This is a genomic window from Noviherbaspirillum sp. (assembly GCF_035254865.1).
In the GTDB taxonomy this organism is placed as follows: Bacteria; Pseudomonadota; Gammaproteobacteria; order Burkholderiales; family Burkholderiaceae_D; genus Noviherbaspirillum.
In genome coordinates, this window is the sequence record NZ_DATFAF010000071.1 from 16985 (window position 1) to 32935 (window position 15951).

Consider the following 15951-nt stretch of genomic DNA (forward strand, 5'->3'; position numbering starts at 1 on the left):
TATGCAGCATCACGCCGCCTTGTGAATAGGGTCTGTGGATTGCGTCACTTGTGGTGCTGCCTCGAAGTGCATCACGTCTGCGGTTTGAATCCGCTTCATCAGCGCTCCGATGTGTTCATGCATCGCCTGCAGTTCACTGGCAACGCCTTCGACCTTCAGCAGCTGGCGCAGCCGTGTGTTTTCGGCGGTCAGTTCATCGATCTTCTCTTCCCGCCTGTTGATCTGCTCGCGGAGGGTAAGCACCTCATTGAGCGCACATCGGTTGAAATACAAGTCGGTGACTGTCCACCGAATGTCCGGATACGAGTGAGAACAGAGATGGGCTTTGCCGTCCACATACTCGATGTAGAAATCATGAAATCCCGGGCGAGTTAAAAAGTGTTCCGGGTCTTGCATGGTGACGTGCATAACCCACCACATGGAGAACGGAATTTCACATACACCGCTTTCCCAATTTCGAATCGTTCTTGACGACACTCGGATCAGCGCTCCCAATTGCTCATGATTCATCAGCATGAAATGCTCACGCCACATTTTGAGGTCGATCGGTGTTATTCCCTGTGGCTTCATTACGTGAGCGTACCGCTTCAGAATCCTGTCGAGCAAAAGATTTCCGGCTGTATTCCACATGACGACTTCGGGGTATCGTGTCGGCTTGGTGACGTCATACGGCTCAACGTGTTCTTTCTTGATCAGGTGGTTGAGTTTGTATTGCTTGATCATGCGATCAAGGCATTCGCCTTCCGTTTCTTGATGGCGCTTCTGCCGCTTTTGCTTCGTTACTTTTTGTGGTTGCTCTTTGGGGGCGGTTTTCCTCGGTCGCTCGCGCAGATCAGCAATCTTGCTGTCTCGACCATGCACCCCTAGCCGCTTCGCTGCTGCGGCTAGTTCCTCTCGTTCTTCGGGTGTATATTTCGTCATGTCCAATGTCCCTGTCCGTTTGTGGCTTTGGATAGGTGAATTGGGGTGTTCCCGCACTCCAATTCACCGCCTTGTTATTTCCCGTCCTTGAACAGTTCGATTTTCCTTTTGAACTGCGCTTTCACGAGTGACATTTCCGGCTTGTTGTCCCTGCCGGGCTTCATCCTGAAATCGATTTCGAACATTCCCGGCAAGTTGTAGTGTTTCAGTGTTTCGAACAACTCAAATGGCATCGGACTTTCCATGTATTCGATGCCTTCCTTGTTTTCGCCTTCGGCTTTCTCGGGCAGAAAATATTTCACTTTTGCGCCCTTCCGTTGAGTGCCTTTTTCATCGGCGAAGTCGTAGCGGCTTGCGAAGAAAATTACTGCTTCGGTCATGTGTTGCTCCTATGTGATTGGCCTTAAGCGGCCTGCTTCAAATTTCCCCATTGATTAAACACGGGGGTGCCTTCGATAACCTCGCGAGTACACCTTCGCGGGTCACTTCGAATGAGTTGAAAATCGTCGGGTAGGGATGTGTCGGTGCGCTCGATAAGGCGCGAATCGGCTTGGTGCCAAGTGATCCCGGCCTCCTCAAGCATCTTGCGATGACGGTAGAAGGTCGCGCGCGGATACGCGGCTTTCGTTTCCTTCTCGCCGACTGTCGCCATTTGGTTCCAGAACGCGTGCAGCTTGTTTGCTAGTTCGCTTTGGTGCTCGTCCGCTAGTCGCCTAAGCACGGCGGTGCTATTGCGGAGAATTGTCGTCCCGGCCGTCTTCCCTTGACGCATCAAGCGATAAACCTCTTTGTCAAATACCGCCGTAAGGTAATCGGTTTTTACTTCCTTCACGAATGGCTTATGCCCGAAATCGTGCTTGAGTTTTTCGAGATGAATTTCGACTTCGACGCGCAACCGTCTGTTTGCCTCGTCCTGAAGCATCGTTATCTGGTCTTCGACCCATTGCCTGTTTTCGACTATGTGCCGGTCTTGGGGGTATTGGGCTGTGCGCAGATTTCGAAGGGATCGTTCGATCCGTTTGAAGTCGTGTTCCGCAAATTCTTCGCCCTTGTGGTACAGCTTGACGGTCGTGGTAATGCCTGCGGCGTAAAGGCCATTTGTGCCATAGCTTTGCACGTTCCTGCGAGGGAAACGGGCATTTTTCATCGTGGCGAAAAAATCTTGAATCGCATCGAATCCCAGGACATAGTTTTCTGCCCAATCGACGCGATGAACCCACCATGTATCGGCAGGAGGTAGTTTTACCCCTAGCTGGTCCGATACGGCTTCGATAAGGACTCTCGCGGATAGCGGTAAATCGGTTGGGCCTCCGAAAACGTTATGCCCGTTCAGATTCTTCGGAAAGGAACATTCCAGATACACATACGGGGGACATGGATGCTCCTCGACTCGCCCTGTTATCGGGTTCTTGCTCAAGTCGCTATGGCATGGTGCAAGGCTGATCCGGGAGTCCCAGCTTCCGCGTAGTGGCGTGCGGGTAAATTCCATTTCAATCAAGCCGGTTTGCATGTCTGTCCGTTGTGTCTTGATCCCCATTCCCTCGATCCTGTTTATGGTCGCTTTGGGCAGTGTTGGCGACCGGAGCTTGACCGTATCAAGCGGCATGTTCTGCACTTCGTTCCAAAATGCGTTTTGTCTCACCAGTGAGACTGATACGGGGTGTTACAACCCGTAAGCGAAAATTTTTTTGGGTGGTATCGGCAATCATTTTTCGTAACGCGTTACGGAAATTGGTGCGTCTGCTTGCTGGCTCCGCTGGGCCTCCTTGAGGCGCAAACGGTATTCACGCATGCGTTGCGCGGGTGTCTTCGCGTCGTGCTTGCGTGGTCGGCCACGGCGCGGCGCGTCGAATGCGTCGCGGGTGAATTGGTCGTCGGTTTGCTTCATGGTCAGAACTCCGCAGCTAAGCCGCCCAGCAGCTTCAGGCACACCCAGCACTGACGGCCCACGAAGTCCTCGCCGAACATCTCGCGGTAAGCGAACAATCGCCGCAGGTTGCCGCTGACTTCGCGGCGCAATTCGGGAGAATTCAGCGCCTGCTTTGCCAGCGCCATCGCATCGTCCGTGCGCTGCGGGGTTCGCGCTCCCTCCCCGCCCGATACACCCGGGCGGGTCCCCATGAGCGCCGCGGCGTCGCGCCCCGCATAGACACGGAGTCGCGGCGCAACCGCTGCTGGCTTGCAGGGGAAAACCTGCAGCGGTACGCTGCCTGCAAGCGCCGAGTGAACGCCTAGGTGTGCTGCGACGACAACACCCGAAGTAGGAACCAAGCTGCGCGCGGTACGCATGCTTACTTTCCTCCTGCGTTGGTTGTGGTTGCCGTTTTCCGTTGCGACGCAATTGCCAACGCCACTAGAACACCAACCACCAAAAGTACCTTCCCACTACCTTTACCAGACAGCATTGGAATGGCTGGAATCAGGATGGCGGCGCTCATGCTTCCACCTCATCAACGTGTCCCGTGACCTGCTGTGTGTCGCTCTGGGAAATCGGGGATTGTGCATAGAACTGACTCAGCAGGTCAGCGTGCGACTTCGGATCGGAGCCACCTTCGATTGGGGGAACAATCGGATTTCCTTGCAGGAGGCGGAAAATTAAATAACCCTCAGCCATTGCGCCGAACAGCTCCTGATGTTCCTGGACGGTCTCCTCATGGTAGCCACCGAACATACCGTTGCGGATTTCCTTATTGAGGATTTCTGCAATGCGCTGGTCGTTGGCGTGCATGCGTTCGAGGCACCGATCCAGCAAGTCTGGAGAAATGGTGTCGCTGATGTAAAAGCAAGGGCGTTGGACAAGGGCGACCTTGTTGCCCCCTGGTTTTGCGGTCGCTGTGTTTTGGACTGGAAGGTCGTTACTTGTTTCCTTAATGTCATCCAGTTCAATGCCTTTGCTCGCGTAGAAGTCGGCTAACTTCTGCAGGAACGGCATATCCGGAATAAATCGACCAGTCTCAAATTGCTTCAGCTTGTAGCCTGCAAGGCCCGATTGATCGATAACTTCGGCCTGTGTCAGTCCCAATTGGAAACGCGAAGCGCGAGACTGAGCCGCCGTGATGGGTTGTGCTGCTGGGATTTTCATGACTTCCTCCTAAATTTGAAATGCATCATTGCATTTGCAATTTAATGCTAAACCATGGTCGTTGCAAATGCAATGTTAAATTTCAACGGTGGACGAAAAAAAAGCCGGTTTCCCGGCTCTCGTCTGCATTATTGCCCTGCAGCTACTCAAATTTATCCCGCTCTTGCAGCTCCTTTCGCAGTTTGTCTGCCATTGCTAGAAACTGCGGGAACGCTTCTTTCTGCATCTTTTTATCGAAGCCCTTCTCCCATGGTCGCAACAAATCTTGCATAATTTTCATCAATGCTTCGCTATGGTGCCTATGAAGTTTTGTGAAAAGATAGACCATGTTTGCGTAGTATTCCGCCTCTGTTCTCCCCTCGCCTGCGAACCTCCCGTATTCATTCACCCCGCCGAACGGATCGTTATTGCCATAAATCAAATACGAAGGTGTGACCCGCAAGGATTCGCATAGCAAGCGCAATTCTTTGGGGCCGGGGCGATTTGTCCCGGCTTCGTAAAGTGAAACCACCGCCCGCGATATTCCTTTATGGTCTTTGTCGGCTCGCTTGGTTAGTTCCGCAAGTTGGCTCTGTGTTAAGCCTTTGGCTTCCCGTGCTTCCCGTAGCCGCTCCCCTATTTCTTGTTCTGGCTCGCGGGTCATTACACCGAAAGGCGGTGGATTGCGTCGCAGCTCTTCTTGTTGAGCTTGTGTTTGCGCATTGATCTCTTCCGCCCTTTTTCGAAGTGCATCAAATGACCTCTCTTCTGCTGTTTTTTTGGTCATGTTCAACCCGTTCAACTGAATGGTGCAACTAGCCGGAAAGCCCCTAGTTGTCTAGGTTTGCTTGGTTTAACTACCTCTGTATCACTCTTCAGTTTTTATTATCGTGAAATATATCATTGCAATGATAGCGCACACGGGCTGTATGCATGCCCTCTCGCTCTACAATTTCCAAATGTGCCGCGCCGGTAGTGGCTTTCGATACTGTCAGGAAGTTAATTTTGTAGAATTGTTTTTGCGTAAGTCGTTGAATGACCTACGGAATGTAAGGGCTTGAAAATCCTTGTGTCGGTGGTTCGATTCCGCCCCGGGCCACCAAGAAAAATTCCAAAGAAAACGCCAGCTTCTCGAAGCTGGCGTTTTTGTTTTGCCCCTTCGCATTCAATCGCGCTGGCGAAGCCGTTGCGCTGTTGGCCTGACGGCTCAATGCATGGGACTTGTCCGCATGTTGATCGCCTCTTCCGCCACTTCGGCACACTCTTCGATGTGTTGATAAGCAACCGCACGAAACGCGGCAAAGCTGAAGGCCGCCGAGGCAATCTGTCGCGCAAAGGGCATGAGCTTCAGTGCGCGTTCGGCAACAACTTCCACGCCGGCACGCTTGAGCAATTGCACAAGCAGCGCGCGCATGACCGACTGCACGGCAAGCATGCCTCCACCGCCGAGCAAGCCGGGAAGCACCCTTGCCGCCTCGTTTGGTAGGAAGCGACCGATCTGCTCGTCCGTCAAGCCGAACTCGGAATGGATCTCGCCGATCAATTTGGCAAGAAGAACAACATCCACAGCGATGTCGACACCCGGAAGCGGAACCATGGCGGCGCCGGCTGAGACGGCGGCATGTCTTGCGACCCGGCTGCGGCATTTTTTGCGCAGGGCATCGATGTCTTCCTCCGTCGCGGGAACCAGGGTCCAATCAGGCTTGCTTTTGGTACGGGGCATGTTCGGTCAGTTACTCTCTTGACATCGCGCGTCGTTACGCAGATGGCAATATAGGGTAAATTACGCCTCGCCCCTCTGAGTAAAAACAAGATGTTGCGAGCGAGGCGGACCATGCCGGCGCTCGCGGACGCCAACAAGTGCAACTAGCGCCCATGCGAATAGCCATACTGGATTCCGACCGAGAACAGGTCGAACTGATTCGTCAGGAGTTGACGCGCGTCGGCCATGTCTGCGAGGCATTCAGATATTCGCCAGGCCTGCCCGCCGAACTCGATCAAGCGCATTTCGATGCGATCGTACTGGATTGGCATGAAAGCGGACCAGCAGGACTGCGAATTCTGCAGTCGATCGCGAATGACGCTCACGCCAGGCGGCCCGTTTTGCTGGTGGCGCCACGCTCCAGCGAGGACCAGCTTGTCGAAGCATTAGGTTGCGGCGCGAACGACTATCTCATCAAGCCGATCCGCCGCGGCGAGCTCCTGGTGCGCATGCAAGTCTTGCTCAAGCTCGCCTATCCGGAAACACAAGAGAGCGAGCAGCTTCACTTCGGGCCCTTCGCGTTCGAGCCGGGCAGATCTCGGATTACCCGTTCCGGCATAACACTGGAGCTAACCCAGAAGGAGTTTGAACTGGCGCTGCTCTTCTTCCGCAATCTTGGCCGCCCGCTCTCGCGCGCCTTCATCCTCGAAAAAATCTGGTCACGCGACGCAGATATCCCATCGCGCACGATCGACACCCATGTCTCCCGCGTACGAACCAAACTCGGGCTGAGACCCGAGAACGGATTTCGCCTGCTTCCCGTCTACAGCTATGGTTACCAGCTCGAACAATTGGCCACGGCGCAATGAACGTACTCAACCCTTTACTGTCGTAATCACAGATCATCGACGATACTGTCTTTTTGATAACGAAACCTTCACCTCGTGCTCCGAAGCAACGCGCTATAATAGAGCGTCGAGAATACCCGTACTAACGTCATCGGAATGCAGCTCCTAACCGTCGGACTCAACCACACCACCGCGCCGGTTGCGTTGCGCGAAAAAGTGGCCTTCCCTGCTGACCAGATCGGTCAGGCAGTCGCGGCTGCGCGTGCCTGGTTTGCCCGCAGTGCAACCGCCGGCTCGGCCGATGAAGCAGCCATTCTCTCCACCTGCAACCGCACCGAACTGTACGCCGCCAGCCATGTCCCCGGCGGCGTCGAGGCAGCAATCGATACCACCGCGCATTTCCTCGCCGAGTATCACAAGCTGCCTTACTCCGAGCTGCGCCCCTACCTCTACACGCTCCCGCAGGATAACGCGGTGCGTCACGCATTCCGCGTCGCTTCCGGACTGGACTCGATGGTTCTCGGCGAGGCACAGATCCTCGGCCAGATGAAAGATGCGGTTCGCCGCGCGGAAGCTGCCGGCGGACTCGGCACCTATCTGCACCAGATGTTCCAGCGCACTTTTGCAGTCGCGAAGGAAGTGCGGACCACCACAGAAATTGGCGCGCACAGCGTGTCGATGGCCGCCGCTGCCGTGCGATTGTCGCAGCGCATTTTCGACAAGATCTCCGAACAGAACGTCCTGTTCATCGGCGCCGGCGAAATGATCGAGTTGTGCGTGACGCACTTCGCCGCGCAGAATCCGAAAACCCTGACCATCGCCAACCGCACGCTGGAACGCGGCGAATCGCTGGCCCACCGCTTCAACGGACATGCGATTCGCCTGGCCGATCTGCCGCAGCAACTGGGTCAATTCGACATCGTCGTCTCCAGCACGGGATCCTCGCTACCGATCATCGGACTGGGCATGGTCGAGCGCGCGATCAAGGCACGTCGCCACAAGCCGATGTTCATGGTCGACCTGGCGGTACCGCGCGATATCGAAACAGAAGTCGGACGTCTCGACGACATATTTCTTTACACGGTCGACGACCTTGGCAGCGCAGTGCAGGCCGGCATTGAAAATCGCCAGGCCGCGGTCGCGCAGGCGGAGGCCATCATCGAGAACCGGGTGCAATCCTTCATGCACTGGGTCGATACCCGCGCCGTCGTGCCGCTGATCCGCGACCTGCACGAGACCAGCGAAACCATCCGTCTGGCGGAACTCGAGCGCGCGAAGAAACTGCTCGCCAAAGGCGAAGACATCGATGCGGTTCTCGAAGCGCTGTCCAAAGGGCTGACCGCGAAATTCCTGCACGGCCCGCAACAGGCTCTGCACGATGCGCAAGGCGACGAACGCGCGCGCCTGGCAGCGCTGCTGCCGCAATTGTTCCGCACCAAGCGCTAGCTGCTCCTCCTGCGAGCTTGTCCGTCACAGACGGCAAGGCTCCGCATTCGCCGCTCCAAGGCATCTCTTCGCGCCCCACCATTCGAAAGTGACGATACCCGATGAAACCATCCATGCTTGCCAAACTCGACCAGCTCAGCGAACGCCTGGAAGAGTTGAACAACTTGCTGATGCAGGAAGGCGTCACTTCCGACATGGACCAGTATCGCAAGCTGACGCGCGAACATGCGGAGCTCGGCCCATTGGTCACGCTGTACAAGGATTACCGGCAAGCCGGCGACGATATCGAGGCGGCGCAGGAAATGCTGTCGGATCCCGACATGAAGGAACTCGCGCAGGAAGAGATCGCGGCCGCCAAGGAGCGCATCGAACAGCTGGAAATCGAACTCCAGAAAATGCTCCTGCCGAAAGACCCGAACGACGAGCGCAATATCTATCTTGAAATCCGCGCCGGCACCGGTGGCGACGAGGCCGCGCTGTTCGCCGGCGACCTGCTTCGCATGTACACACGCTTTGCGGAGCGCAATCGCTGGCAGGTCGAGATGGTGTCGGAGTCGCCTTCAGAAATCGGCGGCTACAAGGAAGTCATCGTGCGCGTCATCGGCCATGGAGCCTATTCCAAGCTGAAGTTCGAGTCCGGCGGACATCGCGTCCAGCGCGTTCCGGCAACAGAAACGCAGGGCCGCATTCATACCTCCGCCTGCACGGTCGCGGTCATGCCGGAGGCCGATGAAGTGAGCGACGTTGACATCAATCCGGCCGATATCCGCATCGATACCTTCCGCGCGTCCGGCGCGGGCGGGCAGCACATCAACAAGACCGATTCGGCAGTGCGCATCACCCATATGCCGTCCGGCCTCGTGGTTGAATGCCAGGACGACCGCAGCCAGCACAAGAACAAGGCGTCCGCGCTGAAAGTGCTCGCCGCGCGCATCAAGGACATGCAACTGCGCGAACAGCAAGCCAAGGAAGCCGCGACGCGCAAGTCGCTGGTCGGCTCAGGCGATCGCAGCGAACGAATCCGCACCTATAACTTCCCCCAGGGCCGGGTCACCGATCACCGCATCAACCTGACACTGTACAAGATCGATTTCATCATGGACGGCGATCTGACGGAGCTGACCAATACGCTCATGGCGGAGCATCAGGCGGAACAGCTTGCGGCCTTGAGCGAGGAAGCATAATCTTCTGCGCAAAGCTTGATCGGGAATGGTTGCACTCAGGGAACCATTTCGCGCAGTATTACTCTTATGACATTACCCACTGACAAGACCTACTGATGAAAACCTCCAAACCTGTGCTGGTGGCTGTCGGCGTCCTTGCCTTCTCGCTGATCGGGTTCGCACTCTACCTGCAACATGTCAAGTTCGAACTGCCCTGCCCGCTATGTGTGATGCAGCGCTATGCGTTTGCCACGGTCGGTCTGATCTGCCTGATATTTGCGGCCTTGCCCCGCAGCGTGACGAAGATTGGCGCAAGCCTGGGTGCGTTGGCCGCCCTGACTGGCGCAGGTATCGCGAGCTGGCACCTGTGGGTAAAAGCGCATCCGGCGATTTCCTGCGGCATCGATCCCCTGGAGACCTCGCTCAACAAAATCGTCACCGCCGAATTGATGCCCTACGTGTTCAAGGCCGACGGCCTGTGCTCGACTGAATATGAGCCCATTCTCGGGCTGTCCACGCCGCAGTGGTCGCTCATCTGGTTCTCGATCTTTGCGATTCTGCTGATCTGGGCCGCGCTGCGCCAAAGCCGCTAACAGAGCTGCGAACGCACCCCGAAAAGCCTATGCAACCGTATTCGATTGCTTGCGGCGCCACACTTGCTACTGTGCTGAACAATCCTCCGATAGAAGCATTCGAAGCACGCATTCTTCTGTCTCATGCCCTGCAGTTGTCGCGCGTGCAGCTCATCACGCAGTCCGAGCGATGCCTGACTGCCGACGAGGCGAATACCGTGTCTGCACTGTTCCAGCGTCGCATCGACGGCGAGCCGATCGCCTATATTCTGGGCGAACGCGAATTCTTCGGATTGTCTTTCCATACCACGCCTGCCGTACTGATCCCCCGTCCGGAGACAGAGTTGCTGGTCGAATTGGCACTCGCCCGCCTTCCGCACGGCGGGCAGGTCCTCGACATGGGCACGGGCTCCGGTGCGATTGCCGTTGCCATTGCCTATTCCCGGCCGGATGTGTCGGTGACGGCACTGGATGTCAGCGAGGCCGCATTGGACCTTGCCAATCGCAATGCGGCCCGCAATGGTGCTCACGTGTCGTTCCTGCGCAGCAACTGGTTCGACGCGATCAACGCCGCGCAGTTCGACCTCATCGTATCCAATCCGCCGTACATCGTGGAGAACGATCCCCATCTGACGCAGGGCGATCTCCGCTTCGAACCGATCGACGCGCTGACCGACCATGCCGATGGTCTTTCGGCGCTTCGTACCATTGTCAGCGGCGCACCGGAGCACCTGAAATCCGGTGGCTGGCTGCTGATGGAGCACGGCTATGACCAGGCGGCAGCCGTCAGGGAATTGCTCGTCAAACACGGATTTCGCGAAGTGCAAAGCTGGCAAGACCTGGCCGGCATTGAACGCGCCAGCGGCGGCCGTCGCTAGCCGCAATCGCATCGATGTTTTTATCCCTGTCAAGACTGACGATTCCGCATAATTTGCGTATCATCTGCCGCTGGTTTTCATCATTCTGATTTCACATGCTGCCATCAATCGAACAACGCCTCGCCGTAGAACTCGCCGCCAAACCGGTGCAAGTCGCCGCCGCCATCGCCCTGCTGGACGAAGGCGCGACCGTCCCCTTCATCGCGCGCTACCGCAAGGAAGCGACCGGCGGACTGGACGACACGCAATTGCGTCTGCTGGAGGAACGGCTGCGCTACCTGCGCGAACTGGAAGATCGCCGTGCGGCGATCATCGCGTCGATTGAAGAGCAAGGCAAGATGACGCCGGAACTGCTCGACGCCATCGTTCATGCGGAAGACAAGACCCGGCTGGAAGACTTGTATCTGCCCTACAAACCGAAACGTCGCACCAAGGCACAGATCGCGGCCGAGGCAGGCCTGACAGAACTTGCCGATGCATTGCTTGCCAATCCCTCCTTGAATCCGGAAGAGGAGGCGGCCAAATATCTGAAACCCGCGTTCAGCACGGAGAATGGCGACAACCCCGGCGTGGCCGACACCAAGGCGGCGCTGGACGGGGCACGCCAGATTCTGATGGAACGATTTGCCGAAGACGCCACGCTGCTGCAGACGCTGCGCGAATACATTACCGAGCATGGCGTGGTCGAATCGAAGGTCGTGGAAGGCAAGGAAGACGCCGGTGCGAAATTTGCCGACTACTTCGATTATTCCGAGACGATCGGCACAATTCCCTCGCATCGTGCGCTGGCACTGTTCCGCGGCCGCCGCGAGGAAGTCCTCAACGTATCGCTGCGTCTCGACACCGAAGAGGAAAAGCCGAAATGGGTCGCACCGCACAACCCTTGCGAAGGACGCATCGCTGCGCGTTTCGGCATCAGCAACCAGGGTCGCCCCGCGGACAAGTGGTTGTCCGATACGGTTCGCTGGACCTGGCGCGTGAAGGTGTTCATGCACCTCGAAACAGAGCTGATGACCAGCCTGCGCGAACGCGCCGAAATCGAAGCGATCAACGTATTCGCCCGCAACCTGAAAGACCTGCTGCTGGCCGCCCCGGCCGGCCCGCGCGCAACCATGGGGCTCGATCCCGGACTGCGCACCGGTGTGAAAGTGGCGGTCGTCGATGCCACCGGCAAGGTGGTCGATACGTCCACTATCTATCCGCACCAGCCGCGCAACGACTGGGAGGGATCACTCCATACGCTGGCACTGCTCGCACGCAAGCACAATGTCGCACTGATCTCGATCGGCAACGGCACCGCGTCGCGCGAGACCGACAAACTGGCACAGGACCTGATCAAGCAACACCCGGAGCTGAAACTCACCAAGATCGTCGTGTCGGAAGCCGGCGCATCGGTGTACTCGGCCTCGGAATTTGCCTCGCGCGAATTGCCCGAACTGGATGTGTCGCTGCGTGGCGCCGTGTCGATTGCACGCCGCCTGCAGGATCCGCTCGCCGAACTGGTGAAGATTGACCCCAAATCGATCGGCGTCGGCCAGTACCAGCACGATGTGAGCCAGACGCAGCTTGCCCGCTCGCTGGATGCGGTCGTCGAGGATTGCGTCAACGCCGTGGGCGTGGACGTCAACACGGCATCCGCCCCTCTGTTGGCGCGCGTGTCCGGCCTGAACGCCAGCGTCGCGCAAAGCATCGTCACCTACCGTGACATGAAAGGCATGTTTGGCTCGCGCGCAGCGTTGCGCGAAGTGCCGCGCCTCGGCGAAAAAACCTTTGAACAGGCGGCCGGCTTCCTGCGCATCATGAATGGCGAAAATCCGCTCGATGCGTCCGCGGTCCACCCGGAATCGTACCCGGTCGTCGAGAAGATCCTGGCCGACATCAAAAAAGATGTGAAAGGCGTCATCGGCGACAGCAAATTATTGAAAACGATCAGTCCGGCGAAATACGCAGATGAAAAATTCGGTGTTCCCACCATCACCGACATCCTGAAGGAGCTGGAAAAACCAGGTCGCGACCCGCGTCCCGAGTTCACGACGGCAACCTTCAAGGAAGGCGTGGAAGACATCAAAGACCTGCGCCCTGACATGATTCTGGAAGGCGTCGTCACTAACGTCGCGGCATTCGGCGCCTTTGTCGACATTGGTGTGCATCAAGACGGCCTTGTCCACATCTCCGCGCTCTCGAACACATTTGTCCGTGACCCGCATTCCGTCGTGAAAGCCGGCCAGGTGGTCAAGGTAAAAGTGCTTGAAGTGGATGAAAAGCGCAAGCGCATTGCGCTGACGATGCGTCTGTCCGATACACCGGCGGTAGCGGGAGCTCGTCCGGAGCAGCGCAGCGATCGCAACGACGCGAAGAAACTCGCGCAGCATCAGCAGTCGCGCCAGCCGGCGGTCAATAATGCAATGGCTGCCGCTTTTGCCAAATTGAAAGCCTGAACAAGGGCTGTGACGAAGGAATTGGGGAATCTGCGGAAACTGCGGATTCCCTTTTTATTTTTGGGTAACTTTCAGGCCGATTCGTCCTGATAAAAGAGCGAGAATTGGGATTTCCCTTCGAATTTGAAGGACTTACCGGCGTGCATTCCGCCTTTTTCATATAATGAACGCTATTCTGAATCTTTTAGAGGTAATGCCATGAGCGACATTCAAGCCTGGATCAAAGACACCGTCACCCAGCACCCGGTCGTACTGTTCATGAAAGGTACGGCACAATTTCCGCAATGCGGGTTTTCCGGCCGCGCCATTCAGATCCTGCAGTCCTGCGGTATCGAGAACATTGTCACCGTCAACGTGCTGGAAGATGCAGAAGTCCGCCAGGGCATCAAGGAATACTCCAACTGGCCGACCATTCCTCAGTTGTTCGTTAAAGGCGAATTCATCGGCGGCTCGGACATCATGAGCGAGATGTTCGAATCGGGCGAGCTGCAGACCCTGCTGAAGTCCTGATGCGGGAGCATCCGCCAGGATGCTCTTCGTCATGCGATGCCGACCAAACGACTGATTATTGCAATCACCGGCGCGACTGGCGCGGTGTACGGAGTGCGGCTGCTGCAGGTGTTGCGCGACGCACCTGACATCGAGACGCATTTGCTGATTTCCGATGCGGGCGTGCTGAACTTGCATCAGGAACTCGAAGTGAATCGCAAAGAGGTGGAGTCGCTTGCCGACGTGGTCCACAATGTTCGCGATATCGGCGCAACGATTGCCAGCGGCTCATTTCAGTCGGAGGGCATGATTATCGCCCCATGCTCGATGAAGACGCTTGCATCGGTGGCGCACGGACTTTCCGATAACTTGATTAGCCGTGCTGCAGATGTCGTGTTGAAAGAACGCCGACGTCTGGTCTTGATGGTGCGTGAAACACCATTCAACCTGGCGCATCTGCGCAACATGACGGCTGTCACGGAAATGGGCGGCATCGTTTTTCCTCCATTGCCCGGTTTTTATCACCGTCCACAGACAATTGCCGAGATGGTGGACCATACGGTGGGGCGCGTATTGGATTTGTTCTCGATTGCGCACTCTCTCGCGCCGCGCTGGAACGGCCTCAAGCAAGAGCATTGACCTTGCTTCGGATCATCACGCAGACCGATTGTCCCCGACACATTCTGAAATCTTGAATTCCGCGATGAGCGTTCAGTAATGTCTTTTCGCGCTGAAAAAAAAGCCCACGATCAACACTGATCGTGGGCTTTTACTTGGTGCCGGCTGCAGGACTCGCTGCCACTACGACACTATACGTTAACTCACTGAATTATCAGGTGTTTACCCTTAATGCAGCTTGGCGAGATGTCCAACATGGGACACATATATGGGGCAATATTATCAGGTATCGACGTTGCAACCCACAAACTCCATATGCGACATTGAAGAACCTGTTTGGGGAATTTATTTGAACCGAAAGAATCTGTCTTTCTGAAAGGTCGGCATGGACATTCGTTTCCGTGCAACCACCAGGCTTCTTTCAAAAAAGATAATATTTACACCAAGCCATCCTGGCATTACAATGGCGGCAGTGCCGCCATTGTAATGCCAGGATGGCGAGCTTCTTTTGGTAAAAATATGGAAAACACCCTTTGCAATATTCATGATGTCTGCGATTACATCATCGTCAAGTTAGACGAAGGTGGGGAGTTGCTCAACCATCTGAAATTGCAAAAACTTCTGTATTACACCCAGGCTTGGCATTTGGCCTTTGAAGGCACCCCTTTGTTTAAGGGGAAATTCCAAGCGTGGGTTCATGGCCCGGTCAGCAGGGAAATTTACGACCGCTTTAAAGATTCAAAATCCCTGTATGCAGCAGTGACACGAGACGATGTGCGCAAAGAGTTCGATTTGGATTCCTTGAATCATGAAGCTCAACTGCACATCGATGAGGTCTTGGATTCCTATGCCGCATTCTCAGGGTCTGAACTAGAGTCCATGACGCACGAAGAAAAGCCGTGGATTGTGGCACGTGATGGTTACAAGTCTGCGGATCGCTGCGAAGTGAGCATTGACGAGAGCGTGATGGCTGACTTTTACCGTAGCCGACTCAAAAATTGAATGTGCGCGGAAAAATTCAGGTCGGAGCAAATCCTGCCTCCTCCAAAAAACCCGTAGTTCACAGTCGCCCCCGAAACACACGAATTGTCTCTGGAGCATCACCAGGCAATGACGTAAAGCGTTGGGCGTTTACTTTTCGCTTCTGGAAGCAGATCGAATTCTTTGGTCTCGACAAGACCTCCCCCACCTGGTTCGTATCCGTTTTTGAAAAGCTCCAAGAATTATCGACCAAGTCGGTTGACGAATTTTTGGTTAGTGCGGGTGAACGTGATACATGGCGCTATCATGAAATTAACTGGGGGCAGAAAAATATCCCGATTCAGCGATCTGATCTTAAGTGGATTGATCCGGTCTATTTAAATAACGCCGAAGACTACCCTCTTTTCCAGTTCCAGATCACAACCTCGTTGGGAAGAGTTGTCGGCTTCTGGGATGACAATTCGCAGTTTAATATCGTGCTTTTCGACCCTCTGCACAATATTCAACCCTCCAAGAGTCATGGCTACAAGGTCGATCCGTGCAGCCCTCTGTCATGCGACTACACGCTGCTGCTTGACCAGGTTAATCAAATTACAAATAAATGTAGCCAAGAAAGTTGTCAGCATTCAGCAGCGTTGAAGGGCATTAAAGATCGCAAGAAAGAACTTGAATCATTCAATGTGCTAATGATGCGTTTTTCTGACGACGCAAAGATTGCGGCTGCGAATGAATTAATTGAAAAAGGTGTCGCTAAATCGCATGCTGAAATTTTTGAATATGGCGTGGATTTCTTGAACGATCAATCCTAATCACCTTCCAATTTCCTACGCCGGG

The 15951-nt window shown here is 55.6% G+C and carries 18 protein-coding genes; 10 read left to right on the forward strand and 8 right to left on the reverse strand.

The features are described 5' to 3' along the window. Positions 1-9: 9 nt before the first annotated feature. The 8 genes from VJ651_RS16575 to VJ651_RS16610 form a co-directional block, all read right to left on the reverse strand. Positions 10-921, reverse strand: a complete 912-nt coding sequence (locus VJ651_RS16575) for a hypothetical protein (protein ID WP_324108511.1) — start codon at positions 919-921, stop codon at positions 10-12. A 74-nt stretch (positions 922-995) separates the two neighbouring features. Next, positions 996-1301, reverse strand: a complete 306-nt coding sequence (locus VJ651_RS16580; protein WP_324108512.1) for a hypothetical protein — start codon at positions 1299-1301, stop codon at positions 996-998. A 23-nt stretch (positions 1302-1324) separates the two neighbouring features. After that, on the reverse strand, positions 1325-2527 hold the full coding sequence (locus tag VJ651_RS16585) for a phage/plasmid replication protein, II/X family (protein ID WP_324108513.1): 1203 nt from the start codon (positions 2525-2527) through the stop codon (positions 1325-1327). Between the two features lie 99 nt (positions 2528-2626). Next, complete coding sequence (locus VJ651_RS16590; RefSeq protein ID WP_324108514.1) at positions 2627-2809, reverse strand: hypothetical protein; 183 nt, start codon at positions 2807-2809, stop codon at positions 2627-2629. Between the two features lie 2 nt (positions 2810-2811). Continuing rightward, positions 2812-3192 carry a hypothetical protein gene (locus tag VJ651_RS16595; protein ID WP_324108515.1) on the reverse strand — a complete coding sequence of 127 codons (381 nt, stop codon included), beginning with the start codon at positions 3190-3192 and terminating at the stop codon, positions 2812-2814. A gap of 163 nt (positions 3193-3355) precedes the next feature. Continuing rightward, positions 3356-4003 (reverse strand): helix-turn-helix transcriptional regulator, encoded by a 648-nt coding sequence (locus tag VJ651_RS16600; RefSeq protein ID WP_324108516.1) that lies wholly within the window; start codon positions 4001-4003, stop codon positions 3356-3358. Between the two features lie 142 nt (positions 4004-4145). Continuing rightward, positions 4146-4769 carry a helix-turn-helix transcriptional regulator gene (locus tag VJ651_RS16605; protein WP_324108517.1) on the reverse strand — a complete coding sequence of 208 codons (624 nt, stop codon included), beginning with the start codon at positions 4767-4769 and terminating at the stop codon, positions 4146-4148. 420 nt (positions 4770-5189) lie between these two features. Then, a complete protein-coding gene (locus tag VJ651_RS16610; protein WP_324108518.1) occupies positions 5190-5705 on the reverse strand; it encodes a hypothetical protein in 516 nt (171 codons plus the stop codon). A gap of 152 nt (positions 5706-5857) precedes the next feature. Here VJ651_RS16610 and VJ651_RS16615 point away from each other — a divergent pair, with 152 nt between their 5' ends. The 10 genes from VJ651_RS16615 (at position 5858) to VJ651_RS16660 (ending at position 15926) form a co-directional block, all read left to right on the forward strand. After that, positions 5858-6553, forward strand: coding sequence for a response regulator transcription factor (locus tag VJ651_RS16615; RefSeq protein ID WP_324108519.1), 696 nt, complete (start codon positions 5858-5860; stop codon positions 6551-6553). Between the two features lie 135 nt (positions 6554-6688). Then, positions 6689-7978, forward strand: a complete 1290-nt coding sequence (hemA, locus tag VJ651_RS16620) for a glutamyl-tRNA reductase (RefSeq protein WP_324108520.1) — start codon at positions 6689-6691, stop codon at positions 7976-7978. Positions 7979-8079: 101 nt separating this feature from the next. Beyond that, on the forward strand, positions 8080-9162 hold the full coding sequence (prfA, locus tag VJ651_RS16625; RefSeq protein ID WP_324108521.1) for a peptide chain release factor 1: 1083 nt from the start codon (positions 8080-8082) through the stop codon (positions 9160-9162). Between the two features lie 95 nt (positions 9163-9257). After that, the gene (locus VJ651_RS16630) at positions 9258-9734 is read left to right on the forward strand and encodes a disulfide bond formation protein B (protein WP_136417778.1); all 477 of its coding nucleotides are present in this window, start codon (positions 9258-9260) and stop codon (positions 9732-9734) included. 29 nt (positions 9735-9763) lie between these two features. Further along, complete coding sequence (gene prmC / locus VJ651_RS16635) at positions 9764-10591, forward strand: peptide chain release factor N(5)-glutamine methyltransferase (RefSeq protein ID WP_324108522.1); 828 nt, start codon at positions 9764-9766, stop codon at positions 10589-10591. Positions 10592-10686: 95 nt separating this feature from the next. After that, positions 10687-13029: a Tex family protein gene (locus VJ651_RS16640; RefSeq protein ID WP_324108523.1), complete on the forward strand. Its 2343-nt coding sequence runs from the start codon at positions 10687-10689 to the stop codon at positions 13027-13029. 198 nt (positions 13030-13227) lie between these two features. Further along, positions 13228-13539, forward strand: a complete 312-nt coding sequence (grxD, locus tag VJ651_RS16645) for a Grx4 family monothiol glutaredoxin (protein ID WP_136417781.1) — start codon at positions 13228-13230, stop codon at positions 13537-13539. A 36-nt stretch (positions 13540-13575) separates the two neighbouring features. Next, entirely contained in the window at positions 13576-14157 is a 582-nt protein-coding gene (locus VJ651_RS16650; protein ID WP_324108524.1) for a UbiX family flavin prenyltransferase, read from the forward strand. A gap of 315 nt (positions 14158-14472) precedes the next feature. Further along, positions 14473-15138: a Panacea domain-containing protein gene (locus VJ651_RS16655; RefSeq protein ID WP_324108525.1), complete on the forward strand. Its 666-nt coding sequence runs from the start codon at positions 14473-14475 to the stop codon at positions 15136-15138. Beyond that, positions 15135-15926 (forward strand): hypothetical protein, encoded by a 792-nt coding sequence (locus VJ651_RS16660; protein WP_324108526.1) that lies wholly within the window; start codon positions 15135-15137, stop codon positions 15924-15926. Before VJ651_RS16655 ends, VJ651_RS16660 begins: the two co-directional genes overlap by 4 nt. The last annotated feature ends 25 nt before the right edge of the window (positions 15927-15951 follow it).